Here is a 20,224-nt window from a genome sequence, read left to right as displayed (position 1 = left end):
AAGAAAGGATAAATATACTAGATTTTTAATTAGTGAAATTTTAACCTAATTTAAGATTTAAATAAGTGCAAAATCGTTGTGTATGTATGGTTTTGTTAGTAAATTTATGACTGAAAATAAAGACTATGACAAATATACTATTACCAACAGATTTTTCCGAAAACGCATGGCACGCTATTGAATATGCTTTAGACCTATTCAAAAATGAAACGTGCAATTTCTATATAATTAACTCTTTTGACCAACCAGGTTCTAGTGGGTATATGGGAGTAACTTCTGTAATGGCTAAAGAATCTATTTACAATGCTCAGGTTGAAAATAGCAAAAACGGATTACGAGATGTATTAGACAAAATTAATGCGAATTATTCTAATAATAATCACAAGTATAAGTGCTTATCTATTTTTAAACCATTCTCTGGTGCGGTTAAAAAAGTGGTAAAAGAATTTGAAATAGACTGCATCGTAATGGGAACCAAAGGCGCTGGTGCTTTAAAAGAAATTACGGTTGGAAGCAACACTTCAAGTCTTATTGGTACGGTAAACTGTCCAATTATAGCGATCCCTAAATATGCCGAATACAAAGCATTTAAAGAAATTGGAATATCTACAGATTTCGATATTACTTTTACAGAAAAAGGATTAAGTCCGTTACTAGAAATTGCAAAATCTAACGACGCTTTAGTGTCTGTGTGTCATATTATGGACCGTGCAAAGAAACTTACGGAGTCGCAAGACGAGAAAAAAGAAGCCTTAAAGGTGCTTTTAGACGATTTTTCTGCTGGATATTTCACACTAACAGGAATTGGCGTTTCTACTGGAGTTCGTGCTTTTGTACAAAGTAGAAAGTTAGATATGTTGTGTGTTATTGCAAAAGAACAAGACTTTTTAAAACGTCTTTTAAATCAATCGTATAGTAAGTCTATTAGTCACCGTGCTAACGTACCATTATTAATATTAAATATTAAGAATTTCTAAATAGGAATACTATCAAAACATAAGTACTAAACTCCCGAATCTCATTTAGAGCCGGGAGTTTTTTTATATATAAGAACGGCTTATATTAATGATTACTTTTTAAAACGGAGTACAATTAATCCTTTTTCGATCTGTAAAAAATAAGTTGTTTTGATTTTGAAAAAAAACAAGAAAGACAAATTATAAGTTGCTCATAAATATCTTAAATTTGTAAGACTTAAATAAAGATGATGTAAAATCTTCACGCATTTAAGAATTTAAAGTTTAAGATAAAAAACATAACTCAAACACTATTTTTTAAATATACAAAACAATGAAAGTACTAGCAATTGGTAAAAATTATGTTCTTAATGCAGAAGAATTAAAAGCAACAACTAAAAATGGTAAACAACTTATTTTCTCTAAACCAGAGTCAAGTTTAGTTAAAGATAATAAAGATGTAGAATATCCTTCATTCACAGAAAATCTAGTTTACGAAGTAGAATTGGTGATTGAAATAGGTAAAACAGGTAAAAATATATCTGAAGCAGAGGCTACGTCTTACATTTCTGGTATTGCTGTTGCCATTGATTATACAGCAAAAGATGTTTTAAATGATGTTAGAGAAGGTAAGGGTCCTTGGGATTTAGCTAAAGGTTTCGACGGTGCGGCACCAATTTCTGCAGTGAAGCCTGTTTCAAACTTTTCAGATTTAAGCGATATTAATTTCGATTTAAAGATTAATGGAGAAACGGTTCAGGAAGGAAATACGGGATTAATTATCTATAATTTTGAAGAGATTATCGCGTTTACATCTAAATATTTCACGTTAGAGCCAGGAGATTTAATCTTTACAGGTACTCCTGCTTATGGAACGGGTCAAATTCATAAAGGAGATCATTTACAAGCTTCTATAGAAGGCGAATTGTTATTAGATTTTAAAATGGTTTAAGCCTTAGTCATATTATTAAAACTCGAGTCGTATGATTCGAGTTTTAATTTAAATCAATAGCGAATATTTATTCGATTAAAATTATATATTTGCAAAGTGAAACAGAAAGATGAATTAAAACGAGAGGCAATTATAAACGAAACTATTGCTATAGTTTACGATAAAGGATTTACAGCAGTAAAAATGGCTCGTATTGCTAAGAAGGTAGATATTTCGCCATCCACTTTATATGTATATTTTAAAAGCAAAGACGATCTTATAAAAACTATTGCCACAGATTTACTTAAAAAACTGACGGATATAGGACAAGATCAATTAAAAAGCGAATTGCCTTATAAACTAAAGTTTAAAGCGATCTGGATTTTTTACATCAATTTTGGTATCAATAATCGTAAGGAAGTTAGTTTCATTCATCAAGTTAAACAATCACCGTATTTTGAAATGATCCCGAAAGAGATTCGACAGTTAAAGTCTACATTTATTTTCGATTTATTAGATGAGGGGAAACGTCAAGGTTTAATAAAAAATTTGGACAATACGATTCTATCTGTGCTATTAGAAGCGTTTATGAATGAAACAGTTAAGCTCATTGATACTAAGACTTTAGAATTAAATGAAGAGGATACAAACACCATGTTTTCGCTTGCTTGGGATGCTATAAAAAATTAAAAAATCTAATTAATAATCGAATATATATTCGATTAAAACACATTTATGTTAAAGCTAATATTAAAAAAAATGGGAATTATAATCGGTATAGGTATACTTATTTTGGTAATAGGAATTATCTTATTTCTATATGTAAGTCCGCAATTTGGTGATTCACCAACCGCGATTCAAGAACAAAAATTTGCATTAACCAATCATTATAAAGATGGTAAATTTATAAATATTGGCGAGGTCGATATGCAAATGGGCATTCAGGATATAGGCAAAAGTCTTATAGGTTATTTTAGACCTACCAAAGGCGTGACGCCCGAAAGTCCGATTTCTGTAGAGACCATTTTACCATCAGATCTCATGGATTATAGTGGAGAAACACGTTTGTTTTGGTTCGGTCATTCTACATTTTTACTTCAGATACAATCTAAAAACATATTAATAGACCCTATGTTTGGCGATGTGCCTGCGCCTCATCCGATGTTGGGAAGTAAACGATTTAGCAATCATCTTCCAATACGCATAGATGATTTACCACCAATAGACGCAGTACTAATTTCACACGATCATTACGATCATTTAGACTATAAGAGTATTTCTAAACTTAAGCATAAAGTAAAATCATTTTACACACCTTTAGGAGTTGGTGCACATTTAAAATCTTGGGGCGTATCTAAAGATAATATTTACGAATTAGATTGGTGGGAAGAAATCATGTTTACAGATTTAAAATTTGTGTGTACACCTGCCCAACATTTTTCAGGACGTGGTATAAGCGATAAAGGAAAAACGTTGTGGAGTTCTTGGATCATTACGTCAAAAAATGAAAATATATTTTTTAGTGGTGATAGTGGTTATGGCAGTCATTTTAAAACGATTGGTGAAAAATATGGCCCTTTTGATTTTGCCATGATAGAATGTGGGCAATACAACACGCTATGGCACGAAATACATATGTATCCAGAAGAAACGGCTCAGGCGGCGATAGATGTAAAAGCAAAGCAAATGATGCCCATACATTGGGGAGCTTTTAAACTAGCTATGCACGAATGGAACGAACCGGTAGAGCGCTTATTAAAAGCATCAGAGATTCAAAATATTAATGTAATTGTACCTAAAATAGGAGAAGAAATTAAAATAGGGAAGACCATTACTAGCACTGAAGCATGGTGGGAATAAACATTAGGATTTTTGCATTAATTGAAATGAATAGCGTTTAAGCGATGTTACTTCTTTTAAATGTATATTTTTGCGACTTAAAATTTTCAGAGTGATTTATTTTAAGACTTCTAAAGCACCGCTAAAATGCAATTAAAAGAGACAATAAAATTAATGTTACTAAGTACATTTGCCTTTGCGTGTATGAATGCAACGGTAAAATATTTGGATACAATTGGAGCCTTTCAAATTGTGCTTTTTAGGTCTGTCGGGTCCTTATTTTTTACGTTTGGATTTTTATTAAGAAACAAAATTCCATTAATTGGAAATAATAACAAGCTATTAATATTACGTGGTCTCGTAGGTGTTACCTCTATGGCTTTGTTTTTTATGTCCACTAAATATTTACCAATAGGTACAGCTGTATCTTTAAGGTATTTAGCTCCTATATTTGCCGCCATTTTTGCAGTTATCTTCTTAAAAGAAAAGATTTTTCCTTTCCAATGGGTATTCTTTATTCTTGCCTTTATAGGTGTAGTGATTTTAAAAGGGTTCGATTCTAATATTAATACGTTTGGACTTGTACTTATTTTAATTGCGGCAGTTAGTAGTGGATTGGTTTACATCATTATTAGTAAAATAGGAAAGTCTGAACACCCTGTAGTTATTGTAAATTATTTTATGGTAATCTCGGCCATAGTAGGTGCACTATTTACAATTAATAATTGGACCACTCCTGTAGGTATGCAGTGGGTCTTTTTAAGTTTACTTGGTGTATTTGGTTATTTCGGACAATTATTAATGACGAAAGCTTTTCAGAACGCACAAACTAATCAGGTCGCTCCAATAAAATACATTGAAGTTATATTCACTATGCTTTTTGGAGTTTCTCTTTTTGGCGAAGTGTATTCATTTTGGTCGTTATGCGGTATAGGTTTAATTATAGCGGCCTTAGTTTTAAATATTATTTATAAAGATAAAAAGACTAAGAAATTAGACGCCCTTAAGGATTCTAAAATTTAGTCTTCTTAATACTATTTACGTTTGTATTGTGCTAGTTGGTTGTAAATAGTGGTTTTTAATACGCGGTAGTCTTTCACAAACACCAAATATTCAACACGCTTTTTTTCATGAATTTTAGCGCGCTGTTCATCATATTCAATGTTTCCAAATTCTAATTCCTGACGTAAATTTTGTTCGTATTTACACAGCATGGCCATAGCCAGCGTATTTCTGCGTCTAAAATCCTGAATGAGATGCTGAATGTTTTCACTCTTTACTAACTGTCTATTTAAAATACTAAAGGTGTTAATCTCGTTATTTTTAGATTCTAAATCGTCTGTCCATTGCGAAACTTCCCGAATATCCTTCTTGATAAATAAACGTCTGTTTTCATCTACTTTAAATTGCATTTGATTATTTACTTGGTTGTATTGTAAGATGCCCATGTTATCTCTTAGTTAGTTTAGATTTAAATAATCGGTATTCTTTTACATGTTTTAGGTAATCTCTTTTATGTTTAGAATGTTCGTAAATAAAAGGTGTGTCAGAATTTAAACCGTCGCATTTACTCCAATACTCCCTAAACTCCCTATAATTTTTAATCGCTTTTAGAATTGATTTGTTAGCAGATGCTTTTAATAACACTGCCGATTTAATTAAATCTTGGTTGTTATATTTCTTCTTGGAACAGTATTGTTTTAATTCTTGTTTGATTTCCTCTAAGTGAAGAATCCAAGAATCTACCTCATTCGTACTGTTTTCTGCTGTTGCATTAAAAGCGATATCTAAATTATATAAGTTCATAAGCGTTATATTACGATGTCCAATCCTCTATAGTTGTATTCCTGTTCTACATTTATAATTTTTAGTTCTTTGGTTCCGTTTGGGAATTCCCATGTAATAGTATCTCCAATAGCATAGCCAAATAGGGCAGAACCCATAGGTGTTAGAATAGAAATTTTATTCTGACTTAAATCTTTGTTTTGTGGTATAACCACTTTTATGGTTTTTTGCCAGTCTCCCTGAGCCACGGTTACCATACTGTTAAAGCGAATAACATCACTTGGCATAAGTTCGTGGTCTATAATTTCGGCATCAACTAATTCATTACTTAATTTTTGTAAAGATGTTCTTGTTTCTTTATCTCTTGAATAACCCGAAAGATTGAGTACGCGTTTTAAGAAAACGTACTCTTTCTTTTCGAGTATTAAATGTCCATACTTCATATTTAATTTGTTATTATGGAAAAATTCCACGTTGTATATATGCTTTTTCAATACGTTGAATTGCTAAGCAAAATGCAGCAGTTCGCATGTCTATATTTTCGGCAACAGAATAATCATAAACTCGTTTAAACGAACCTTTTAATGTTTTTTCAAGTTTTAAAATAACTTCATCCATATGCCAAAGTTCTCCGTTTCGGTTTTGTAACCATTCAAAATAACTGCCAATTACGCCTCCAGAATTACATAAAATATCAGGAATAATTTCTACTCCTTTTTCTAATAATATTTGTTCTCCTTCAACATTTGTAGGACCGTTAGCACCTTCTGCAATTAATCTAGCTTTAATAGAATGGGCGTTATCTCCGGTTATCTGATTTCCTAGGGCCGCTGGAATAATGATATCACAATCCAATCCAAAGAAATCTTCCTTTTCAATAGCATTAGAATTCGGGAAATTTTGCACACCTCCTTCATTTGTAGTCATATACGCCTGTAACTGTTTTACCTCAATACCTTCTGGTTTGTAAATACTACCAAAAGCATCTTGCACACCAACCAAAGTAGCGCCTTCTTGCTCCATGAAATGAGATGCCCAATAGCCTACATTGCCAAAACCTTGAACAATAAATCGTTTTCGTTTAAGGGTAATATTTCGTTGCTCTGCCCATAATTTGATGGTTAAAAACACCCCATATCCGGTCGAGCGATCCCGTCCTTCAATACCTCCAGAACCCACAGGTTTGCCAGTAACGACATGCTGGTAGGTAGATCGTTCTGATGGCCCTTTAGTAGACATATATGTATCTGCAATCCAAGCCATAGTCTGAGAATTGGTGTTTACATCTGGAGCTGGAATATCGTGTTCTGGCCCAATATTATCACCTAAGGCATATGTAAAGCGTCTGGTGATACGTTCTAACTCGGTTTGTGAATATAATTTTGGGTTTATTTTAATGCCTCCTTTGGCGCCACCATAAGGCAATCCTGCTAGAGACGTTTTCCATGTCATCCACATTGCAAGTGCTTTTGCCGCGTCTATGTCTACCGTTTCATGGTATCTTAAGCCTCCTTTATACGGGCCTAAAGCATTGTTGTGTTGTACACGATATCCGGTAAATATTTCTACATCTCCGTTGTCCATTTTTACTGGAAAATGAATGATGACTTCATTATTAGTTACGTTTAATATTCTTCGGATATTCGGATTTAAATTTATCTGGTCGGCTGCTTTATTAAACTGTTCAAGAACATTGGCAACCATACCAGTCTCGCTTTTCTTTACAGGTAATTTTATTTCTTCTGCTATCATATTATAATAATTAAAACGGATATTAATAAAATGAGTTAATCTTTTTATTCTCTACTTTCGGTCTATTTACTAAGTCTAAAAAAAGTGCACTTTCAAATTCACTACACGACCAAACTTTTTCTTTTTGTGTGGTTAAAACACATGTTTTGCGATGCACACAATCTGGACAAATATTTAATTCAGAGCTTTTCATAATAAATATTGTTAATTATACTTCTAAAAGGCAAGTGTTGTGCCATCGCTTTTTACGAGGTAGCGAAGAACAGGAAACCCCTTTAAAACGCTAGGTTTTAAAGGGGTTTTGGTGAAAATTATTTTAAAGACTGTTTTATGCTACTGGTACAATATTACCCGGATGGGTGAAATATAACCGAAATTATTACATTAAGCTTTAAGTTTATCTCGCAAGGTTTTTCGATTAATTTTTAGAATTTCGGCTGCTCTAGTTTTATTATTATTGCAAGCGCGAAGTACTTTTAATATATATTGTTTCTCCATGTCTTTAAGCGAGACAAAGTCGTCTGAAGTAAAATCAATATTGTACTTTAAAGCCGATGGTAAAGCTTCTGTTGTCACGATATTATCAGAAAGAATAATAGCACGCTGTAAGATATTTTCTAATTCTCTAATATTTCCAGGCCAACTATAACGCTCTAGAATAGTGAGCGCTTCAGGATCTATTTTTACAAACCGGTCTTTATACTCAATACCATATTTGAACAAAAATTTATCGACAAGTAATGGAATATCTTCAGAGCGATCTCTTAAAGGCGGTACATCTATTTCGACCACAGTTAAGCGGTAATACAAATCTTCGCGAAAAGACTTTGCTTTAATCATGTCTTTAAGATTACTATTGGTGGCCGTAATAATTCTTAAATCCATTTTTTCCGGTTTTTGTGAACCGACTTTTATAACTTCTTTTTCTTGAAGTACGCGCAGTAGTCTAGATTGAACGGCTAATGAAGCGTTTCCAATTTCATCTAAAAAAATGGTACCGCCATTAGCGGCTTGGAAAAAGCCATTACGGTTGGTCTCGGCACCCGTAAACGCCCCTTTAACATAACCGAATAATTCGGCTTCCAGCAAATTTTCAGGGATACCGCCACAATTTACCGCTATAAATGGCCCTCTTGAAAACTGACCTTGATAGTGAATAGAACGGGCTACTAATTCTTTACCAGTGCCACTTTCACCAGAAATAAAAACGGTAGCCTTATTGTTTTTTACACGCTCTATAAGCTGAACAACATGCTTAATACCTTGAGACCGCCCAATAATATCTCCATATTTTCCGTCGGTTATAAAGGGACTTGTTTGCGATTTAGATTTCGGTTTGTTCTGCTTTAGTGTTTTATTTAAGGCTTCAATTAATTCACTTTTTGTAAATGGCTTAGTCAGATATTCTACGGCTCCGGATTTTATCACAGCCAAAGAGTCTTGGATAGAAGGGAAGCCAGTAATAACCAATTTAGCCATATGTGGATAGTGTTCCGAGGTGAACTTTAAAAGTTCAAATCCGTCTACTTCAGGCATTTTCAAGTCCGTGATTAATACATCTATTTTAGTATCTTTTAAAATAGTGACAGCTTCGCGTACGGAAATCGCCTTGAAGGTATGGTAGTTTAAAGATTGTAAGTGACGCTGTAGTAACTCTAAAATATGAACGTCGTCATCTACAATTAAAATATTTTCTTTTAATATAGACATCCTTATAATTTTGGTAATTTAACAATAAAAGTGGCACCTTTAGGTTTATTATTTTCAATAGAAATGGTTCCTTTATGACTAGCAATTATGCCATGTACAACACTCAAACCTAAGCCAGAACCTTCGCCCACAGGTTTAGTCGTGAAAAATGGTTGAAAGATTTTATCTCTATTTTCATCGGAAACCCCTTCGCCTTGGTCGCTTATTTTTAAACAAATGCTATCTCCAATTTCTGTAATAAAAATGGTAATTAAATCATTGGGTTTAGAAACATATATTGCATTTATAACGAGGTTAAAAATAATTTGCGTGAGTTGCACCGTGTCCGCTTTTAAATCTATAGCATCACGATCTGTTTTTACAATATACTTAACTTCATGTTTTTTAAAGCTAGGTTCTAATAAACTTAAGGCATCTTTAATTACCGAAACAATATTTACAGTAGTCATTTCCTGAGGCATTTCGCAAGCAAAAAACATGAGCTTTTTAACCACTTCACGCGAATAAATGGCACTATTCAAAATTTTGTCTAGGTCGTTTAACTCGTCTCGATTTGTAATTTTATCTTGTAATAATTCGGCAAAACCAAGAATGTTTGCCAATGGTGTATTGAGTTCGTGAGCAATTCCAGCTGTAATTTCTCCTAAAATATTAAGCCGATCGGTATGTTCCATTTGGCGTTTTAAGGAGGCTTCATTTTTAATGATTTGAAACCGTTCTAATAAACTTCCTATTTTTAAAGCTATGGTATTTAGTAACTTTTGTTCCTCTTCGAGGAAATCTATTTGAATTAAAGCTTTTGAAGAATACGAGGCTTTTATAAAACCGTTTTCAACATTAAATAATGTTATTGGGCTTTTTATGCACGGTGAATCTTCATCACGCTCGCCTGTTCTTACAATTATGTTATTACTCTGAATACAAATTTCTGTTTGCTCAGGATACTGAAAAGCCTTCTTTAAACTGTACGAAATCGCATGAAACATATCATCGATCTGTTCATAATTGGCATTGACTATTATAGAAGATACTTCATATAAACACGTCAATTCTTTTATGCGTTCCTTTAGAGCATTTTCGGTAGTATTCATAAAATTTTAATTAATCTATAAAATTACACAAATATCACACCATTATTTGGGTTATTGGAAGAATTTATAAGTCTGTTGATAAAAATACTGAAACAAACAGTTAAGTAAAATTATTCGCTATAAATTGGTTTAATATGCTGGATTATAGGGTTTTAAAATTGTTGTTATAAAATCATATTTTAAATCGAGTATTCAATTTTCCTAATATATATTTCATAAGTTTGCCTCTTCTATATTTATAAATTTATTAAGCTTTAAATTATGGCTAAACCTCAAAAAGGCATTTTAATTATATTGTCATTTTTCGCTATTTATGTGATTTGGGGATCTACATATTTACTGAATAAAATTGTTGTTACAGAAGTGGCTCCGTTTCTTTTGGCATCGATTCGGTTTTTAAGTGCAGGGACTTTAATAATGATTATTTCAAAATTCTTAAACTTATCTATAAAAGTAACTCGAGCGCAATTTTTTAATTGTGTGATTGCCGGATTTCTATTCCTGTTTTACGGAAATGGAATTTTTGTCTGGGCCTTAAAATATGTAGACAGTGGTTTTGCGGCATTAATAGTTGCTACCCAACCTTTGTTTGTTATTTTCTTAATGCGCATAATTCAAGGTAAAAAGATAAAATCTAAATCGTTAATAGGTGTGGCTCTAGGGATGTTAGGAATGTATTTATTAATGAGTCAAGATTCACTGCATCTTACGCGAGAGAGTATTATTGGAATTGTGGTAATATTTAGTTGTGTAATAGGTATTAGTTTTGCTAGTATATTTGTGTCTAAAGCAAATTTACCTTCTCATTTTTTTGTTACGACGGGCTATCAAATGCTATCGGCAGGAACACTTTTGCTACTAGGAAGTTTAGTTTTGGATGAAACTTGGACAAGCCCTATAGACTGGAGTATAAAAGCGCAAGTGGCCATGACTTTACTTATCCTGTTTGGAAGTATTGTTGCTTTTACAGCGTTTAACTTTCTATTAAAAGAAGTTTCTACCGAAAAAGTGGCCACGTCGGCTTATGTAAATCCGGTAATTGCTTTATTATTAGGATGGTATTTCTTAGACGAAAATATTAGTCAGCAATCTTTAATTGCAGGCGGTATTTTATTATTGGGTGTATATTTTATTAATTCTAAGAAAAAACTAGTGATGTTTTCAAGATTTAAGAAAAACCTCAAAATGTAAAGTAGCACCCTTTCTTATTTTAAAATAAGGTGTTTTTTACTGTGTCGTAATACGAATCACTTACAGGAATGTTGACCTCACTTAGCAATAAATCTCTTCCTTTTAATCCTGTTACTTGCAATTTATTTACGATATACGAACGATGAACACGTATAAAAAGCGCTTCAGGCAAGGATTTTTGGAGTGATTTTAGTGTTTGATAACTCATAATTTTCCGGTTATTTAAGTGAAATACAACATATTCGCTATCGCTCTCAATATAATTAATATCTGTAAGCTTAATTTTATGTAAATCGTATCCAGATTTAACGGTAATAAATTCAGATATAGTAGCCACACTGGTATCGGTTTTCAGTTTGTTTACTGCGGTTAAAAAACGTTCGAAAGTAATTGGTTTTAATAAGTAATCTAGGGCATTAAGTTCAAATCCCTGTATCGCGTATTCGGAGTAGGCCGTTGTAAAAATAACCTTAGTTGTAGCAGGAATTAATTTCGCGAAATCTGTACCTTTTAAATCGGGCATTTGTATGTCTAAAAAAATAACATCTATAGACTCACTTTTTATAAGCGACATAGCTTCTAACGGATTTTCAAAACTACCTTTTAATTCTAAAAAATCTAATTTCTTTACATAGCTCTCTAGTAAAGCTCTTGCAAGTTCTTCATCGTCAATTATAAGGCACTTATACATGGTGTTCTAATTTTAAGGATACACTAAAGGTATTGTTTATTGTGGTAATTTTTAAGTCGTGAGAATTCGGATATAAAATAAGCAAGCGCTTTTTTACATTTTCTAAGCCAATACCTCCTAATTCATCTTTATTAATGGGAGCTTCTGGAATACTATTTTTAATTTCAAATAAAATGGTATTTGCAGTGGTTTCCAAGTCAATCGTGATAAAAGTATCAGTAATTTTTTCAATGTTAGAATGTTTAAAAGCGTTTTCTATAAACGGAATTAAAAGCATAGGCGATAACATAAAATTTGGATTGCTAACCTTAAAATTTGTGATTATCGGGTACGTTTTACTGCTTTTAAGACGGAACAATTTAATGTAATTATCGATGTAATCCATTTCTTTTTGAAGTGTTACTTGGGGTTGTTCGCATTCGTAAAGAACGTAACGTAGCATATCCGATAAGTAACTAATACTTTGCTGTGTTTTTGTTGTATCGATGCCCGATAAGGCGTAAATATTGTTTAATGCGTTAAATAAGAAATGCGGATTAATCTGCGATTTTAATAATTTTAGTTCGGTGTTTAAATTTTCGGCCTGACTCTTAATAAGTGCTTCTTCATTTTTCTGATTATGAAATACAACTTCAACAACAACAGCCAATGCATATGCCAACGCAATAAGCAAAGATTGAGTTAAATACATTTCAGGAGGTCTGCGCGGTAATGGTCCAGGGCCAGACTCCCGGGGTCGTGGAAGTGGCATCCCGTTCTGAGATATAAAAAATGAGGCGACAAGCGTAATTAAAGCAATAGCTAAAATAGAAACACCTATAAATGTGACGTATTTTTTAGTAAATAAAAACTTAGGTGCCGCCACATAAATAAGAAAGAGAATCAGTACAATCTGAGCTATAAAAGCGGCGATGTTTTGACGCAAAAAATGATTAACCCAATCCTGACCAGACCAAAGTACAAGCCATATTATTAATAATAATCCTATCTGAAAACTGAACCGTTTTAATTTATTCATCTGTAATATTCTCTATATAATTCCTGTAATATGTTACAAATTAAGGTAAATTAAAATGAATGGAAAGCGAATATAGGTGAGATTCTACAGGTATAAATAGGCTTTTACCTAAGTACGTAAAGCATTCACTTAAAAGTAGGTGCAACTCATTGAATACATTAAAATGGTATGCAAGTAATATGGAACTTTGTCATGTAAAATAAATATATAATTATTATGAAATCAAATATTATTAAAACCGTATTAGGAATCGCATTTGTAAGTATTTGTAGTGTTCAATCTATTAGCGCTCAAGAAAAAGGAGATAGAAAAGGACCGCCTCCAGCGGCAGAATTGATTGAAAAAATGGACGCAAATGAAGATGGTAAATTATCGGAAGATGAAGTAAAAGGACCTTTAAAGGAGCATTTTAGTGACATCGATACAGATGAAGATGGTTTTCTTACGCTTAAAGAATTAGAAGAAGCTCCGAAACCAAAAGGTAAACCTTCTAAAGACTAATATATAATTACATCGATTAATACCTCCTTTTAATCAGCTTCTTTAATAGTGACTCATGGCTTGTTTTTAAATAAACAAGCCATGTTTTTTTTTATCCATACCGAAAACGTGTCAAAGCATATGAAATATTAAAGCGAAGTAAGCTGTCTTAAAAAGGAGTAATACTCTACACTGACTTTGAACATATAGATGATTTTATAGTGTATTCATCCGAATAAATTAAAATTGCCACCATTCCCGAGAAAAGTGTCGTTATCTTTGCCGAAAATTACATTATGTCAAAATCCTTTTCTGAACTAGGAATTCAAGAAACTTTACTACAAAGTTTAACCGATTTAAAAATTACTGTTCCTACAGATATTCAGACCAAAACCATTCCGCTAATTCTAAATGAAACTAAAGATGTTGTTGCTTTAGCGAAAACAGGAACAGGTAAAACGGCCGCTTTCGGACTGCCATTATTACAATTAATAGACACAGAAAACACAAATATACAAGCCTTAATTCTGGCACCAACACGAGAATTAGGTCAGCAAATATTCGCTAATTTAACAGATTTAGGGTCTCATAGTCCCGAGATTTCTATCGCTTCAGTTTGCGGAGGTATCCCAATAAAACCACAAATAGAACGTTTAAAAACGGCAACACAAATCGTGATTGCAACTCCAGGACGATTAGTCGACTTGGTAAAGCGTAATGCCATAGACATTAAACACATTTCTCATTTTGTTTTAGACGAAGCCGATGAAATGGTAAGTGCGCTAAAAGAAGATTTAGATCTTATAATTAAGGAAATTCCGAAATCGCGACGCACATTATTGTTTACAGCGACTATGCCAGGAACCATAAAGCAACTTATCCAGAACTATATGTCTAAACATGTGGTTCAGGTAGAGGCAGATATGGAAACGGTTGGTCATCAAGGTATCGACCACCAATATATTGTGGTAGAGCCTATAGAGAAACTAGAAGTTTTACTTCATTTTTTAAAATCTAAAGAAGGACAACGCGGTATTATTTTCTGTAAAACAAAAGCGGCAGTGAATAAATTAGCTAAAAACTTAGCGATTAATAAATTTTCATCTGGAGCTATACATGGGAGTTTAACACAAGGTATTCGTGACCGTGTGATGGGACAATTTAGAGAAGGATATATCGACGTACTGGTTGCAACAGATTTGGCGGCACGTGGAATTGATGTAAAAGATGTGGCATTTGTTATAAATTATCATTTACCAGATGTTTACGATACCTATGTACACCGTAGTGGTAGAACCGCAAGAGCAGGAGCAAAGGGTTTATCTCTTACTATATTACAAGAGGAAGAAGTAAAAGATATTGCAGATTTTGAAAACGAATTAGGGATTTCTTTTTCTGAGCTTAAAAAAGCAGATGCACAGAGTATCGAAGAAAGTAATGCTTTAATTTGGGCCAATAAAATTTTCAAAACAAAGCCTAACCGCAATATTTCTGAAACGTTTAGGAATAAAATTCATACTACGTTCCATCACTTAACAAAAGATGAATTAGTCGATAAGATATTGGCTCAATATATGCTTCAAAATGGAGCACTTCCAACTAAAGAGGACACGTCTAAAAAGAAAAAAAATAAATAATTTCAATGGCAAATTTTTTAAAAGAACAGCAAGATATTTTAAACAAATTAAATATCAAAGCGTTAAATCCGATGCAGGAAGATGCGCTCTTAGCTATTGAAAATGCAACAAATACCATTATACTTTCACCCACAGGAACGGGGAAAACCCTAGCATTTTTACTTCCTATTATAAAAATGTTAGATCCAGAAATAAACGACGTGCAAGCACTAATTGTTGTGCCAACGCGAGAATTAGCCATTCAGATAGAACAAGTAGTTCGCGAAATGGGTACCGGTTTTAAAGTCAATGCCGTGTATGGCGGACGCCCAATGTCTAAGGATAAAATAGAACTTAAACACACACCAGCCATTCTTATTGGAACGCCTGGACGTATTTTAGATCACTTTAGCGCGAATCGGTTCCCAAGGGAGTCTATTTTAAATCTTATTTTAGATGAATTTGATAAATCTTTAGAACAAGGTTTTGAAGAAGAAATGCGAGGCATTTTAACACAGTTACCAAATATTGAAAGACGTGTGCTAACTTCAGCAACTCAAGGTGTTAATATTCCGAATTTTGTAAAATTACACCAGCCTGTAATTATCGATTTTTTAGATGCTAAAGTACCTTCAAAATTAGCGATTAAAACAGTGGTGTCTCCAACGCAAGATAAAGAGCAAACCTTAGTCGATTTATTGCTACATATTGGGAATAAGCAAGGGATCATCTTTTGTAATCTAAGAGATAGTATCGAAAATGTTAGCGAAGCACTTCGTAAAAAAAGAATCAGTCATTCTTGTTTTTCAGGTGGTATGGAACAAAAAGATCGGGAACGCGCTTTAATTACATTTAGAAATGGAACCAGTCAAGTATTATTGGCAACCGATTTGGCTGCTCGTGGTATTGATATTCCAGAACTAAACTTTATCATTCATTACGAATTACCACATGCGGTAGAGGAGTTTACACATAGAAATGGAAGAACAGCTCGTGTAAATGCAAAGGGAACTGCTTACGTTTTAAAATGGGCTCAGGAACAACTGCCTGAATTTATAGAGAAAGATAAAGCCATAGACATTTCTAAAAAAGTGCTATATAAACCTCAATTTTGGGAAACGTTGTTTATTTCTGGCGGACGAAAAGATAAAATATCTAAAGGAGATATCGCCGGATTATTCTTTAAACAAGGAGGACTAACAAAAGATCAATTGGGAGATATAGAACTCAAACAAGATTGCGCCTTTGTAGCCGTGCCTAAAAGTGTGGCAGATAATTTGGTTTCAACCTTAAATAATTCACGACTTAAAAAGAAAAAAGTTCGTATTTATATATTGTAGGTTAGACTTATAAATGTTTATAAAGATAATGAAGCACTGAACTAAATTCAGGGTGATGTTTAGATGAAGTCTACATCATACTGAACGCGTTTCAACATCACACAAACAGCATAAGTATACATGATATTAGGGTACTTGAGCGGCGTCGAAAGCCTTTTCAATTGATCTCGACTCCGCTCGATAAACCTTAAACCCAATATAATCCCCGTAAACTAATCACAAAATTTAATCACAATATAATATTAATCTAACGTATTGATTATTAGTTGTTTTTTATTTCAAAAAGATGATGCATACTAAAATATTTAAATGTACTTTTGCGCCTTCAAAAAATAATTGAATATGAAACGCATAACGGAATACAGAAAACTTTTTGAGGTTGATAAAAGCGCTGATTTAAAGACTTTAAAGAAGCAGTATCGCAATCTTGCTAAGGAATGGCATCCAGATAAATTTCAAGCAGGAGATCCGTTAGTGGAAGAAGCTGAAGCTAAAACACGTAAAATTACAGATGGTTATCATTTTTTAGTGAGTATCGCTCCTGAAACTAGAGAAGCTAATAAAGAAGTTTACAATGAAACTATTAATTCTGGTGTAGCCGATTTTCAGTGGAATAATTTAGTTTTAGAAATTACTTTTGCAGATGGTTCGACTTACGAATATTTTGGAGTAACAAAACCTATCTATATTAAAATGATTAATAGTGATAAAGTGAGTCGTTTTGCAAAACGTAACATTTTTCCTAAATATATTTATAGAAAATCTAAACGTACTGTTGAAACTGCTTAAACCACTGGTTTCATTATACAACAGATCATATTAAGAAGCACGAACCTTAACTAAGGTTCGTGCTTTTTAAGTTTTTAATAGTGTGGTATGCCTTAAAAGAAGCCTTTATACAGCGCTTTAGTGTAATGCAGCATCCTATTCATAGAAGAGCAGTGCATTGATTTAAATTTTAAATATTAAAACATTTGTCTACTTTTAGTAAAAAATAATCAAGTTTGATATTTAAAACACTTCAAAAACACACCGTTTTAGTCGCTTCTGTAAGCATAATCTTTATATGCACCTTAATGGTATTCTTTGCCACCGAATCTAGTTATAACGGTATTGAACAAGCCTCTTTATGGGTTAGGAACTACTTCGGTTATTTTTATTTATATCTGGGTTTAGGGTGTGTACTTCTCTTATTGGGAGTTGCCTTATCGCCTCTTGGTACCATAAAACTAGGAAAACCAGATGCTAAACCGGAGCATTCTCTCTGGGCATGGACAGCCATGTTGTACAGTGCTGGAATGGGCTCAGGTATTTTGTTACGTGCTGTTCAGGAGCCTGTATTTATGCAACAGCATGCGCCTTATACCTCAACATTATCTGCAGAAACCTTAGCATTAGAATATACCTTTTATCAATGGGGTTTAACCGCGTGGGCGTTTTACGGACTCTTTGCTATGGTTGTTGGATACGCCCTTTATGTAAAACGTAAACATGTGCGTATTAGTGCAACGATAGAAGACGACATACAAAGTGAGACCATTAGAAAATCTGTAGATGTTATTACAATTATCACCACTGTTTTCGGGCTCGTTGCCGCTATTGGATTGGGAACCACTCAGATTAAAGGGGGCTTAAATCATGTTTTTAAAGCGGAATTGGGACTGACTACCATCCTTGTTTTATGTGTTGGGATTTCGTGTATTGCTTGTTATTCGGCATGGCAAGGTGTAAATAAAGGCATCAAATTATTTTCTAAATTAAACATCATAATCACGCTTTTAATTCTCCTGTTTATATTTGTTACAAGCGATATGTTGTCCATTCTGAATGCCTTTGCACAAAGTACGTTTCACTATATTATCGATTTTATTCCTATGAGTTTAGCGCTAGGCGATTATAATCCGGGAATGGCTTTCTTAACCGATTGGACGTTTTATTATTGGGCATTTTGGCTAGCTTGGGCACCTTTTACAGGCATCTTTATTGCACGCATTTCTAAAGGACGCACGTTGCGACAATTACTTTTAGGTGTTTTAATAATTCCATCTTTGGGAACGTTCTTTTGGTTTTCAGTATTTGGAACTTCGGCCTTTCAACTTATAGAAGGCATGGAAACGTATTCTAACGAATTTGGAAATGTATTCTCATCCATATTTGTATTCTTTCAGCATTATCCAATGGCATCAGTGTTGAATTTAACAACCATTTTATTACTCGTTAGTTTTTTAGTCACTTCTGTAGATTCTGCTGTATTTGTGCTTAGTATGTTTACCGATAAAGGATCTAAAGATCCAAATAAAAAACATCGTGTAATCTGGTCTGTATTTATTTTACTTGCCACCATAGCCCTAGTTCTTTTGGGTAATGTAAAACCGGATATTGATGTATTAGGAACGGTTTCAAAATTGCTAATTATAACGTCTTTGCCATTTGCGTTTTTCATCTTAATTATGATTGCAATTTTCTTAAAGGATGTTGTAAAATTCAAGAAATCCATGCCAAAGCGATAAAATTTTAAGACCGATTTAAGTTTTAAAAGCTACGGTGTGGCTGAAATTACTCGTAAATTTATAGCTATAAAATATAGGTTGTTGTGCGCTTTCTTTTGACAAAGTCTATAATCGATTTCGTTATAAAGGATTAGCAGTTTGCATTAAAAATATAAAACACCTTAAGACCATAGCATTTTAAAATATATAATCATGAAAAATCAATTAACAATAGTCGCTACAATTGTGGCGAAAATAGAACATACTGAATTTGTAAAGGCAGCACTTCTAAAATTAGTAGAAGCCTCTTTAAACGATACAGGGTGTATAAATTACAATTTACTTCAAGACAACACCGATTTAAATAATTTTGTGGTGTACGAGAACTGGGCGAATGAAGAGGCTCTTAACGCGCATTTAAACACACCTCATTTTACTGCATTTACAGAAGCTACCGAAGGCAAACTTAATGCCTTTACAGTGAAAAAAATGACGATGCTTTCTTAAAATAGAATACACATTTAAAAATAGGAATTATGGATTTAAAACTTAAAGATAAAGTTGTATTTATAAGCGGATCTACCGCGGGAATTGGATTTGCAACGGCAGAGCGATTTTTAACTGAAGGCGCTACTGTTGTAATTAATGGTAGAGACCAAAATCGTGTAGATGATGCTGTTAATAGTCTGAAATCTAAAATAGAGGACGCAAAAGTGTCTGGAATTGCGGCAGATTTTTCTGAATCTGATGAAATTGATGCGTTACTAGAAAAACTACCAGAGGTAGACATTCTAATTAATAATACTGGTATTTTCGAACCTATGGCTTTTGAAGACATTAGCGATGCAGATTGGTTACGCTTTTTTGAAGTCAATGTGATGAGTGGTATACGTTTGTCAAGACATTATTTCCCTAAAATGTTAGCCAAAAATTGGGGACGAGTTATTTTTATATCTAGCGAATCCGCTGTGTTTATTCCCGAAGAAATGATTCATTACGGGATGACGAAAACAGCACAATTGGCGGTGAGTAGAGGTTTAGCCGAATTAACCAAAGGGACTCAAGTTACCGTAAATTCAATTCTGCCAGGACCAACAAAATCTAAAGGTGTGGGGCAGTTTATTGAGGATTTATCGAAATCTGAAAATAAATCTATGGATGAAGTTGAAAAAGATTTCTTTAAAAAACAGCGACCTACCTCGCTGATTGGTCGTTTTGCCGATGTAGAAGAAGTCGCTAATACTATTGTATATTATTCTAGTCCGCTAGCATCTGCCACTAATGGTGCATCTATTCGTGTAGAAGGTGGATTGATCAAATCTATTTTATAACAAG

Annotated in this window: 21 protein-coding genes; 13 read left to right on the top strand and 8 right to left on the bottom strand. The window is 33.4% G+C overall.

Annotation, left to right across the window (positions count from 1 at the left end; translation table 11 throughout):
- Window positions 1-125 precede the first annotated feature (125 nt).
- The 5 genes from ACKC83_RS14605 to ACKC83_RS14585 all read left to right on the top strand — a co-directional run bounded on the left by ACKC83_RS14605 (window position 126) and on the right by ACKC83_RS14585 (window position 4,749).
- Complete coding sequence (locus ACKC83_RS14605; RefSeq protein ID WP_434036087.1) at window positions 126-977, top strand: universal stress protein; 852 nt, start codon at window positions 126-128, stop codon at window positions 975-977.
- A 313-nt stretch (window positions 978-1,290) separates the two neighbouring features.
- Entirely contained in the window at window positions 1,291-1,908 is a 618-nt protein-coding gene (locus ACKC83_RS14600; RefSeq protein WP_414034574.1) for a fumarylacetoacetate hydrolase family protein, read from the top strand.
- A 96-nt stretch (window positions 1,909-2,004) separates the two neighbouring features.
- Window positions 2,005-2,577 carry a TetR/AcrR family transcriptional regulator gene (locus tag ACKC83_RS14595; RefSeq protein ID WP_434036086.1) on the top strand — a complete coding sequence of 191 codons (573 nt, stop codon included), beginning with the start codon at window positions 2,005-2,007 and terminating at the stop codon, window positions 2,575-2,577.
- Window positions 2,578-2,646: 69 nt separating this feature from the next.
- Window positions 2,647-3,747, top strand: coding sequence for an MBL fold metallo-hydrolase (locus tag ACKC83_RS14590; protein WP_434036085.1), 1,101 nt, complete (start codon window positions 2,647-2,649; stop codon window positions 3,745-3,747).
- A 126-nt stretch (window positions 3,748-3,873) separates the two neighbouring features.
- Entirely contained in the window at window positions 3,874-4,749 is an 876-nt protein-coding gene (locus ACKC83_RS14585; protein ID WP_414034571.1) for a DMT family transporter, read from the top strand.
- Window positions 4,750-4,760: 11 nt separating this feature from the next.
- Here ACKC83_RS14585 and ACKC83_RS14580 read toward each other — a convergent pair whose 3' ends face one another.
- From ACKC83_RS14580 to ACKC83_RS14555, 6 genes are all read right to left on the bottom strand, one after another.
- Window positions 4,761-5,174 carry a hypothetical protein gene (locus ACKC83_RS14580; protein WP_414034570.1) on the bottom strand — a complete coding sequence of 138 codons (414 nt, stop codon included), beginning with the start codon at window positions 5,172-5,174 and terminating at the stop codon, window positions 4,761-4,763.
- A 1-nt stretch (window position 5,175) separates the two neighbouring features.
- Window positions 5,176-5,532 (bottom strand): hypothetical protein, encoded by a 357-nt coding sequence (locus ACKC83_RS14575; protein ID WP_434036084.1) that lies wholly within the window; start codon window positions 5,530-5,532, stop codon window positions 5,176-5,178.
- A 5-nt stretch (window positions 5,533-5,537) separates the two neighbouring features.
- Window positions 5,538-5,954, bottom strand: coding sequence for a GreA/GreB family elongation factor (locus ACKC83_RS14570; RefSeq protein WP_414034568.1), 417 nt, complete (start codon window positions 5,952-5,954; stop codon window positions 5,538-5,540).
- Window positions 5,955-5,967: 13 nt separating this feature from the next.
- Window positions 5,968-7,263 carry a Glu/Leu/Phe/Val family dehydrogenase gene (locus tag ACKC83_RS14565; RefSeq protein ID WP_434036083.1) on the bottom strand — a complete coding sequence of 432 codons (1,296 nt, stop codon included), beginning with the start codon at window positions 7,261-7,263 and terminating at the stop codon, window positions 5,968-5,970.
- Window positions 7,264-7,647: 384 nt separating this feature from the next.
- Window positions 7,648-8,973, bottom strand: coding sequence for a sigma-54-dependent transcriptional regulator (locus tag ACKC83_RS14560; RefSeq protein WP_434036082.1), 1,326 nt, complete (start codon window positions 8,971-8,973; stop codon window positions 7,648-7,650).
- 2 nt (window positions 8,974-8,975) lie between these two features.
- Complete coding sequence (locus ACKC83_RS14555; RefSeq protein ID WP_434036081.1) at window positions 8,976-10,064, bottom strand: sensor histidine kinase; 1,089 nt, start codon at window positions 10,062-10,064, stop codon at window positions 8,976-8,978.
- A gap of 261 nt (window positions 10,065-10,325) precedes the next feature.
- Between ACKC83_RS14555 and ACKC83_RS14550 the strand changes: the two genes are divergently transcribed.
- A complete protein-coding gene (locus tag ACKC83_RS14550) occupies window positions 10,326-11,255 on the top strand; it encodes an EamA family transporter (protein WP_434036080.1) in 930 nt (309 codons plus the stop codon).
- A gap of 19 nt (window positions 11,256-11,274) precedes the next feature.
- Here ACKC83_RS14550 and ACKC83_RS14545 read toward each other — a convergent pair whose 3' ends face one another.
- The gene (locus tag ACKC83_RS14545; protein ID WP_434036079.1) at window positions 11,275-11,946 is read right to left on the bottom strand and encodes a LytR/AlgR family response regulator transcription factor; all 672 of its coding nucleotides are present in this window, start codon (window positions 11,944-11,946) and stop codon (window positions 11,275-11,277) included.
- On the bottom strand, window positions 11,939-12,964 hold the full coding sequence (locus ACKC83_RS14540; protein WP_434036078.1) for a sensor histidine kinase: 1,026 nt from the start codon (window positions 12,962-12,964) through the stop codon (window positions 11,939-11,941). Before ACKC83_RS14540 ends, ACKC83_RS14545 begins: the two co-directional genes overlap by 8 nt.
- A 216-nt stretch (window positions 12,965-13,180) precedes the next feature.
- Between ACKC83_RS14540 and ACKC83_RS14535 the strand changes: the two genes are divergently transcribed.
- The 7 genes from ACKC83_RS14535 (at window position 13,181) to ACKC83_RS14505 (ending at window position 20,220) form a co-directional block, all read left to right on the top strand.
- The gene (locus ACKC83_RS14535; RefSeq protein ID WP_434036077.1) at window positions 13,181-13,465 is read left to right on the top strand and encodes an EF-hand domain-containing protein; all 285 of its coding nucleotides are present in this window, start codon (window positions 13,181-13,183) and stop codon (window positions 13,463-13,465) included.
- A 275-nt stretch (window positions 13,466-13,740) separates the two neighbouring features.
- Window positions 13,741-15,081: a DEAD/DEAH box helicase gene (locus ACKC83_RS14530; RefSeq protein WP_434036076.1), complete on the top strand. Its 1,341-nt coding sequence runs from the start codon at window positions 13,741-13,743 to the stop codon at window positions 15,079-15,081.
- Between the two features lie 5 nt (window positions 15,082-15,086).
- Complete coding sequence (locus ACKC83_RS14525) at window positions 15,087-16,400, top strand: DEAD/DEAH box helicase (RefSeq protein WP_434036075.1); 1,314 nt, start codon at window positions 15,087-15,089, stop codon at window positions 16,398-16,400.
- Window positions 16,401-16,742: 342 nt separating this feature from the next.
- Window positions 16,743-17,189, top strand: coding sequence for a KTSC domain-containing protein (locus tag ACKC83_RS14520; RefSeq protein WP_414034557.1), 447 nt, complete (start codon window positions 16,743-16,745; stop codon window positions 17,187-17,189).
- 215 nt (window positions 17,190-17,404) lie between these two features.
- Window positions 17,405-18,910: a BCCT family transporter gene (locus ACKC83_RS14515; protein WP_434036074.1), complete on the top strand. Its 1,506-nt coding sequence runs from the start codon at window positions 17,405-17,407 to the stop codon at window positions 18,908-18,910.
- A gap of 192 nt (window positions 18,911-19,102) precedes the next feature.
- A complete protein-coding gene (locus ACKC83_RS14510) occupies window positions 19,103-19,396 on the top strand; it encodes a putative quinol monooxygenase (protein WP_434036073.1) in 294 nt (97 codons plus the stop codon).
- A 29-nt stretch (window positions 19,397-19,425) separates the two neighbouring features.
- Window positions 19,426-20,220 carry an SDR family NAD(P)-dependent oxidoreductase gene (locus ACKC83_RS14505; protein WP_434036072.1) on the top strand — a complete coding sequence of 265 codons (795 nt, stop codon included), beginning with the start codon at window positions 19,426-19,428 and terminating at the stop codon, window positions 20,218-20,220.
- The last annotated feature ends 4 nt before the right edge of the window (window positions 20,221-20,224 follow it).

It is taken from the genome of Formosa bonchosmolovskayae, from assembly GCF_051016085.1.
GTDB lineage: Bacteria > Bacteroidota > Bacteroidia > Flavobacteriales > Flavobacteriaceae > Formosa.
Note: the sequence above shows the minus strand (reverse complement) of the source record. Positions and strands in the feature narration are given on the sequence as shown.

Coding starts and splice junctions, on each gene's coding strand:
- ACKC83_RS14570 (WP_414034568.1), bottom strand. CDS start 5,954: ATGAAGTATGGACATTTAATACTCGAAAAGAAAGAGTACGTTTTCTTA.
- ACKC83_RS14510 (WP_434036073.1), top strand. CDS start 19,103: ATGAAAAATCAATTAACAATAGTCGCTACAATTGTGGCGAAAATAGAA.
- ACKC83_RS14585 (WP_414034571.1), top strand. CDS start 3,874: ATGCAATTAAAAGAGACAATAAAATTAATGTTACTAAGTACATTTGCC.
- ACKC83_RS14535 (WP_434036077.1), top strand. CDS start 13,181: ATGAAATCAAATATTATTAAAACCGTATTAGGAATCGCATTTGTAAGT.
- ACKC83_RS14520 (WP_414034557.1), top strand. CDS start 16,743: ATGAAACGCATAACGGAATACAGAAAACTTTTTGAGGTTGATAAAAGC.
- ACKC83_RS14530 (WP_434036076.1), top strand. CDS start 13,741: ATGTCAAAATCCTTTTCTGAACTAGGAATTCAAGAAACTTTACTACAA.
- ACKC83_RS14575 (WP_434036084.1), bottom strand. CDS start 5,532: ATGAACTTATATAATTTAGATATCGCTTTTAATGCAACAGCAGAAAAC.
- ACKC83_RS14580 (WP_414034570.1), bottom strand. CDS start 5,174: ATGGGCATCTTACAATACAACCAAGTAAATAATCAAATGCAATTTAAA.
- ACKC83_RS14505 (WP_434036072.1), top strand. CDS start 19,426: ATGGATTTAAAACTTAAAGATAAAGTTGTATTTATAAGCGGATCTACC.
- ACKC83_RS14525 (WP_434036075.1), top strand. CDS start 15,087: ATGGCAAATTTTTTAAAAGAACAGCAAGATATTTTAAACAAATTAAAT.
- ACKC83_RS14565 (WP_434036083.1), bottom strand. CDS start 7,263: ATGATAGCAGAAGAAATAAAATTACCTGTAAAGAAAAGCGAGACTGGT.
- ACKC83_RS14550 (WP_434036080.1), top strand. CDS start 10,326: ATGGCTAAACCTCAAAAAGGCATTTTAATTATATTGTCATTTTTCGCT.
- ACKC83_RS14600 (WP_414034574.1), top strand. CDS start 1,291: ATGAAAGTACTAGCAATTGGTAAAAATTATGTTCTTAATGCAGAAGAA.
- ACKC83_RS14560 (WP_434036082.1), bottom strand. CDS start 8,973: ATGTCTATATTAAAAGAAAATATTTTAATTGTAGATGACGACGTTCAT.
- ACKC83_RS14545 (WP_434036079.1), bottom strand. CDS start 11,946: ATGTATAAGTGCCTTATAATTGACGATGAAGAACTTGCAAGAGCTTTA.
- ACKC83_RS14605 (WP_434036087.1), top strand. CDS start 126: ATGACAAATATACTATTACCAACAGATTTTTCCGAAAACGCATGGCAC.
- ACKC83_RS14590 (WP_434036085.1), top strand. CDS start 2,647: ATGGGAATTATAATCGGTATAGGTATACTTATTTTGGTAATAGGAATT.
- ACKC83_RS14540 (WP_434036078.1), bottom strand. CDS start 12,964: ATGAATAAATTAAAACGGTTCAGTTTTCAGATAGGATTATTATTAATA.
- ACKC83_RS14555 (WP_434036081.1), bottom strand. CDS start 10,064: ATGAATACTACCGAAAATGCTCTAAAGGAACGCATAAAAGAATTGACG.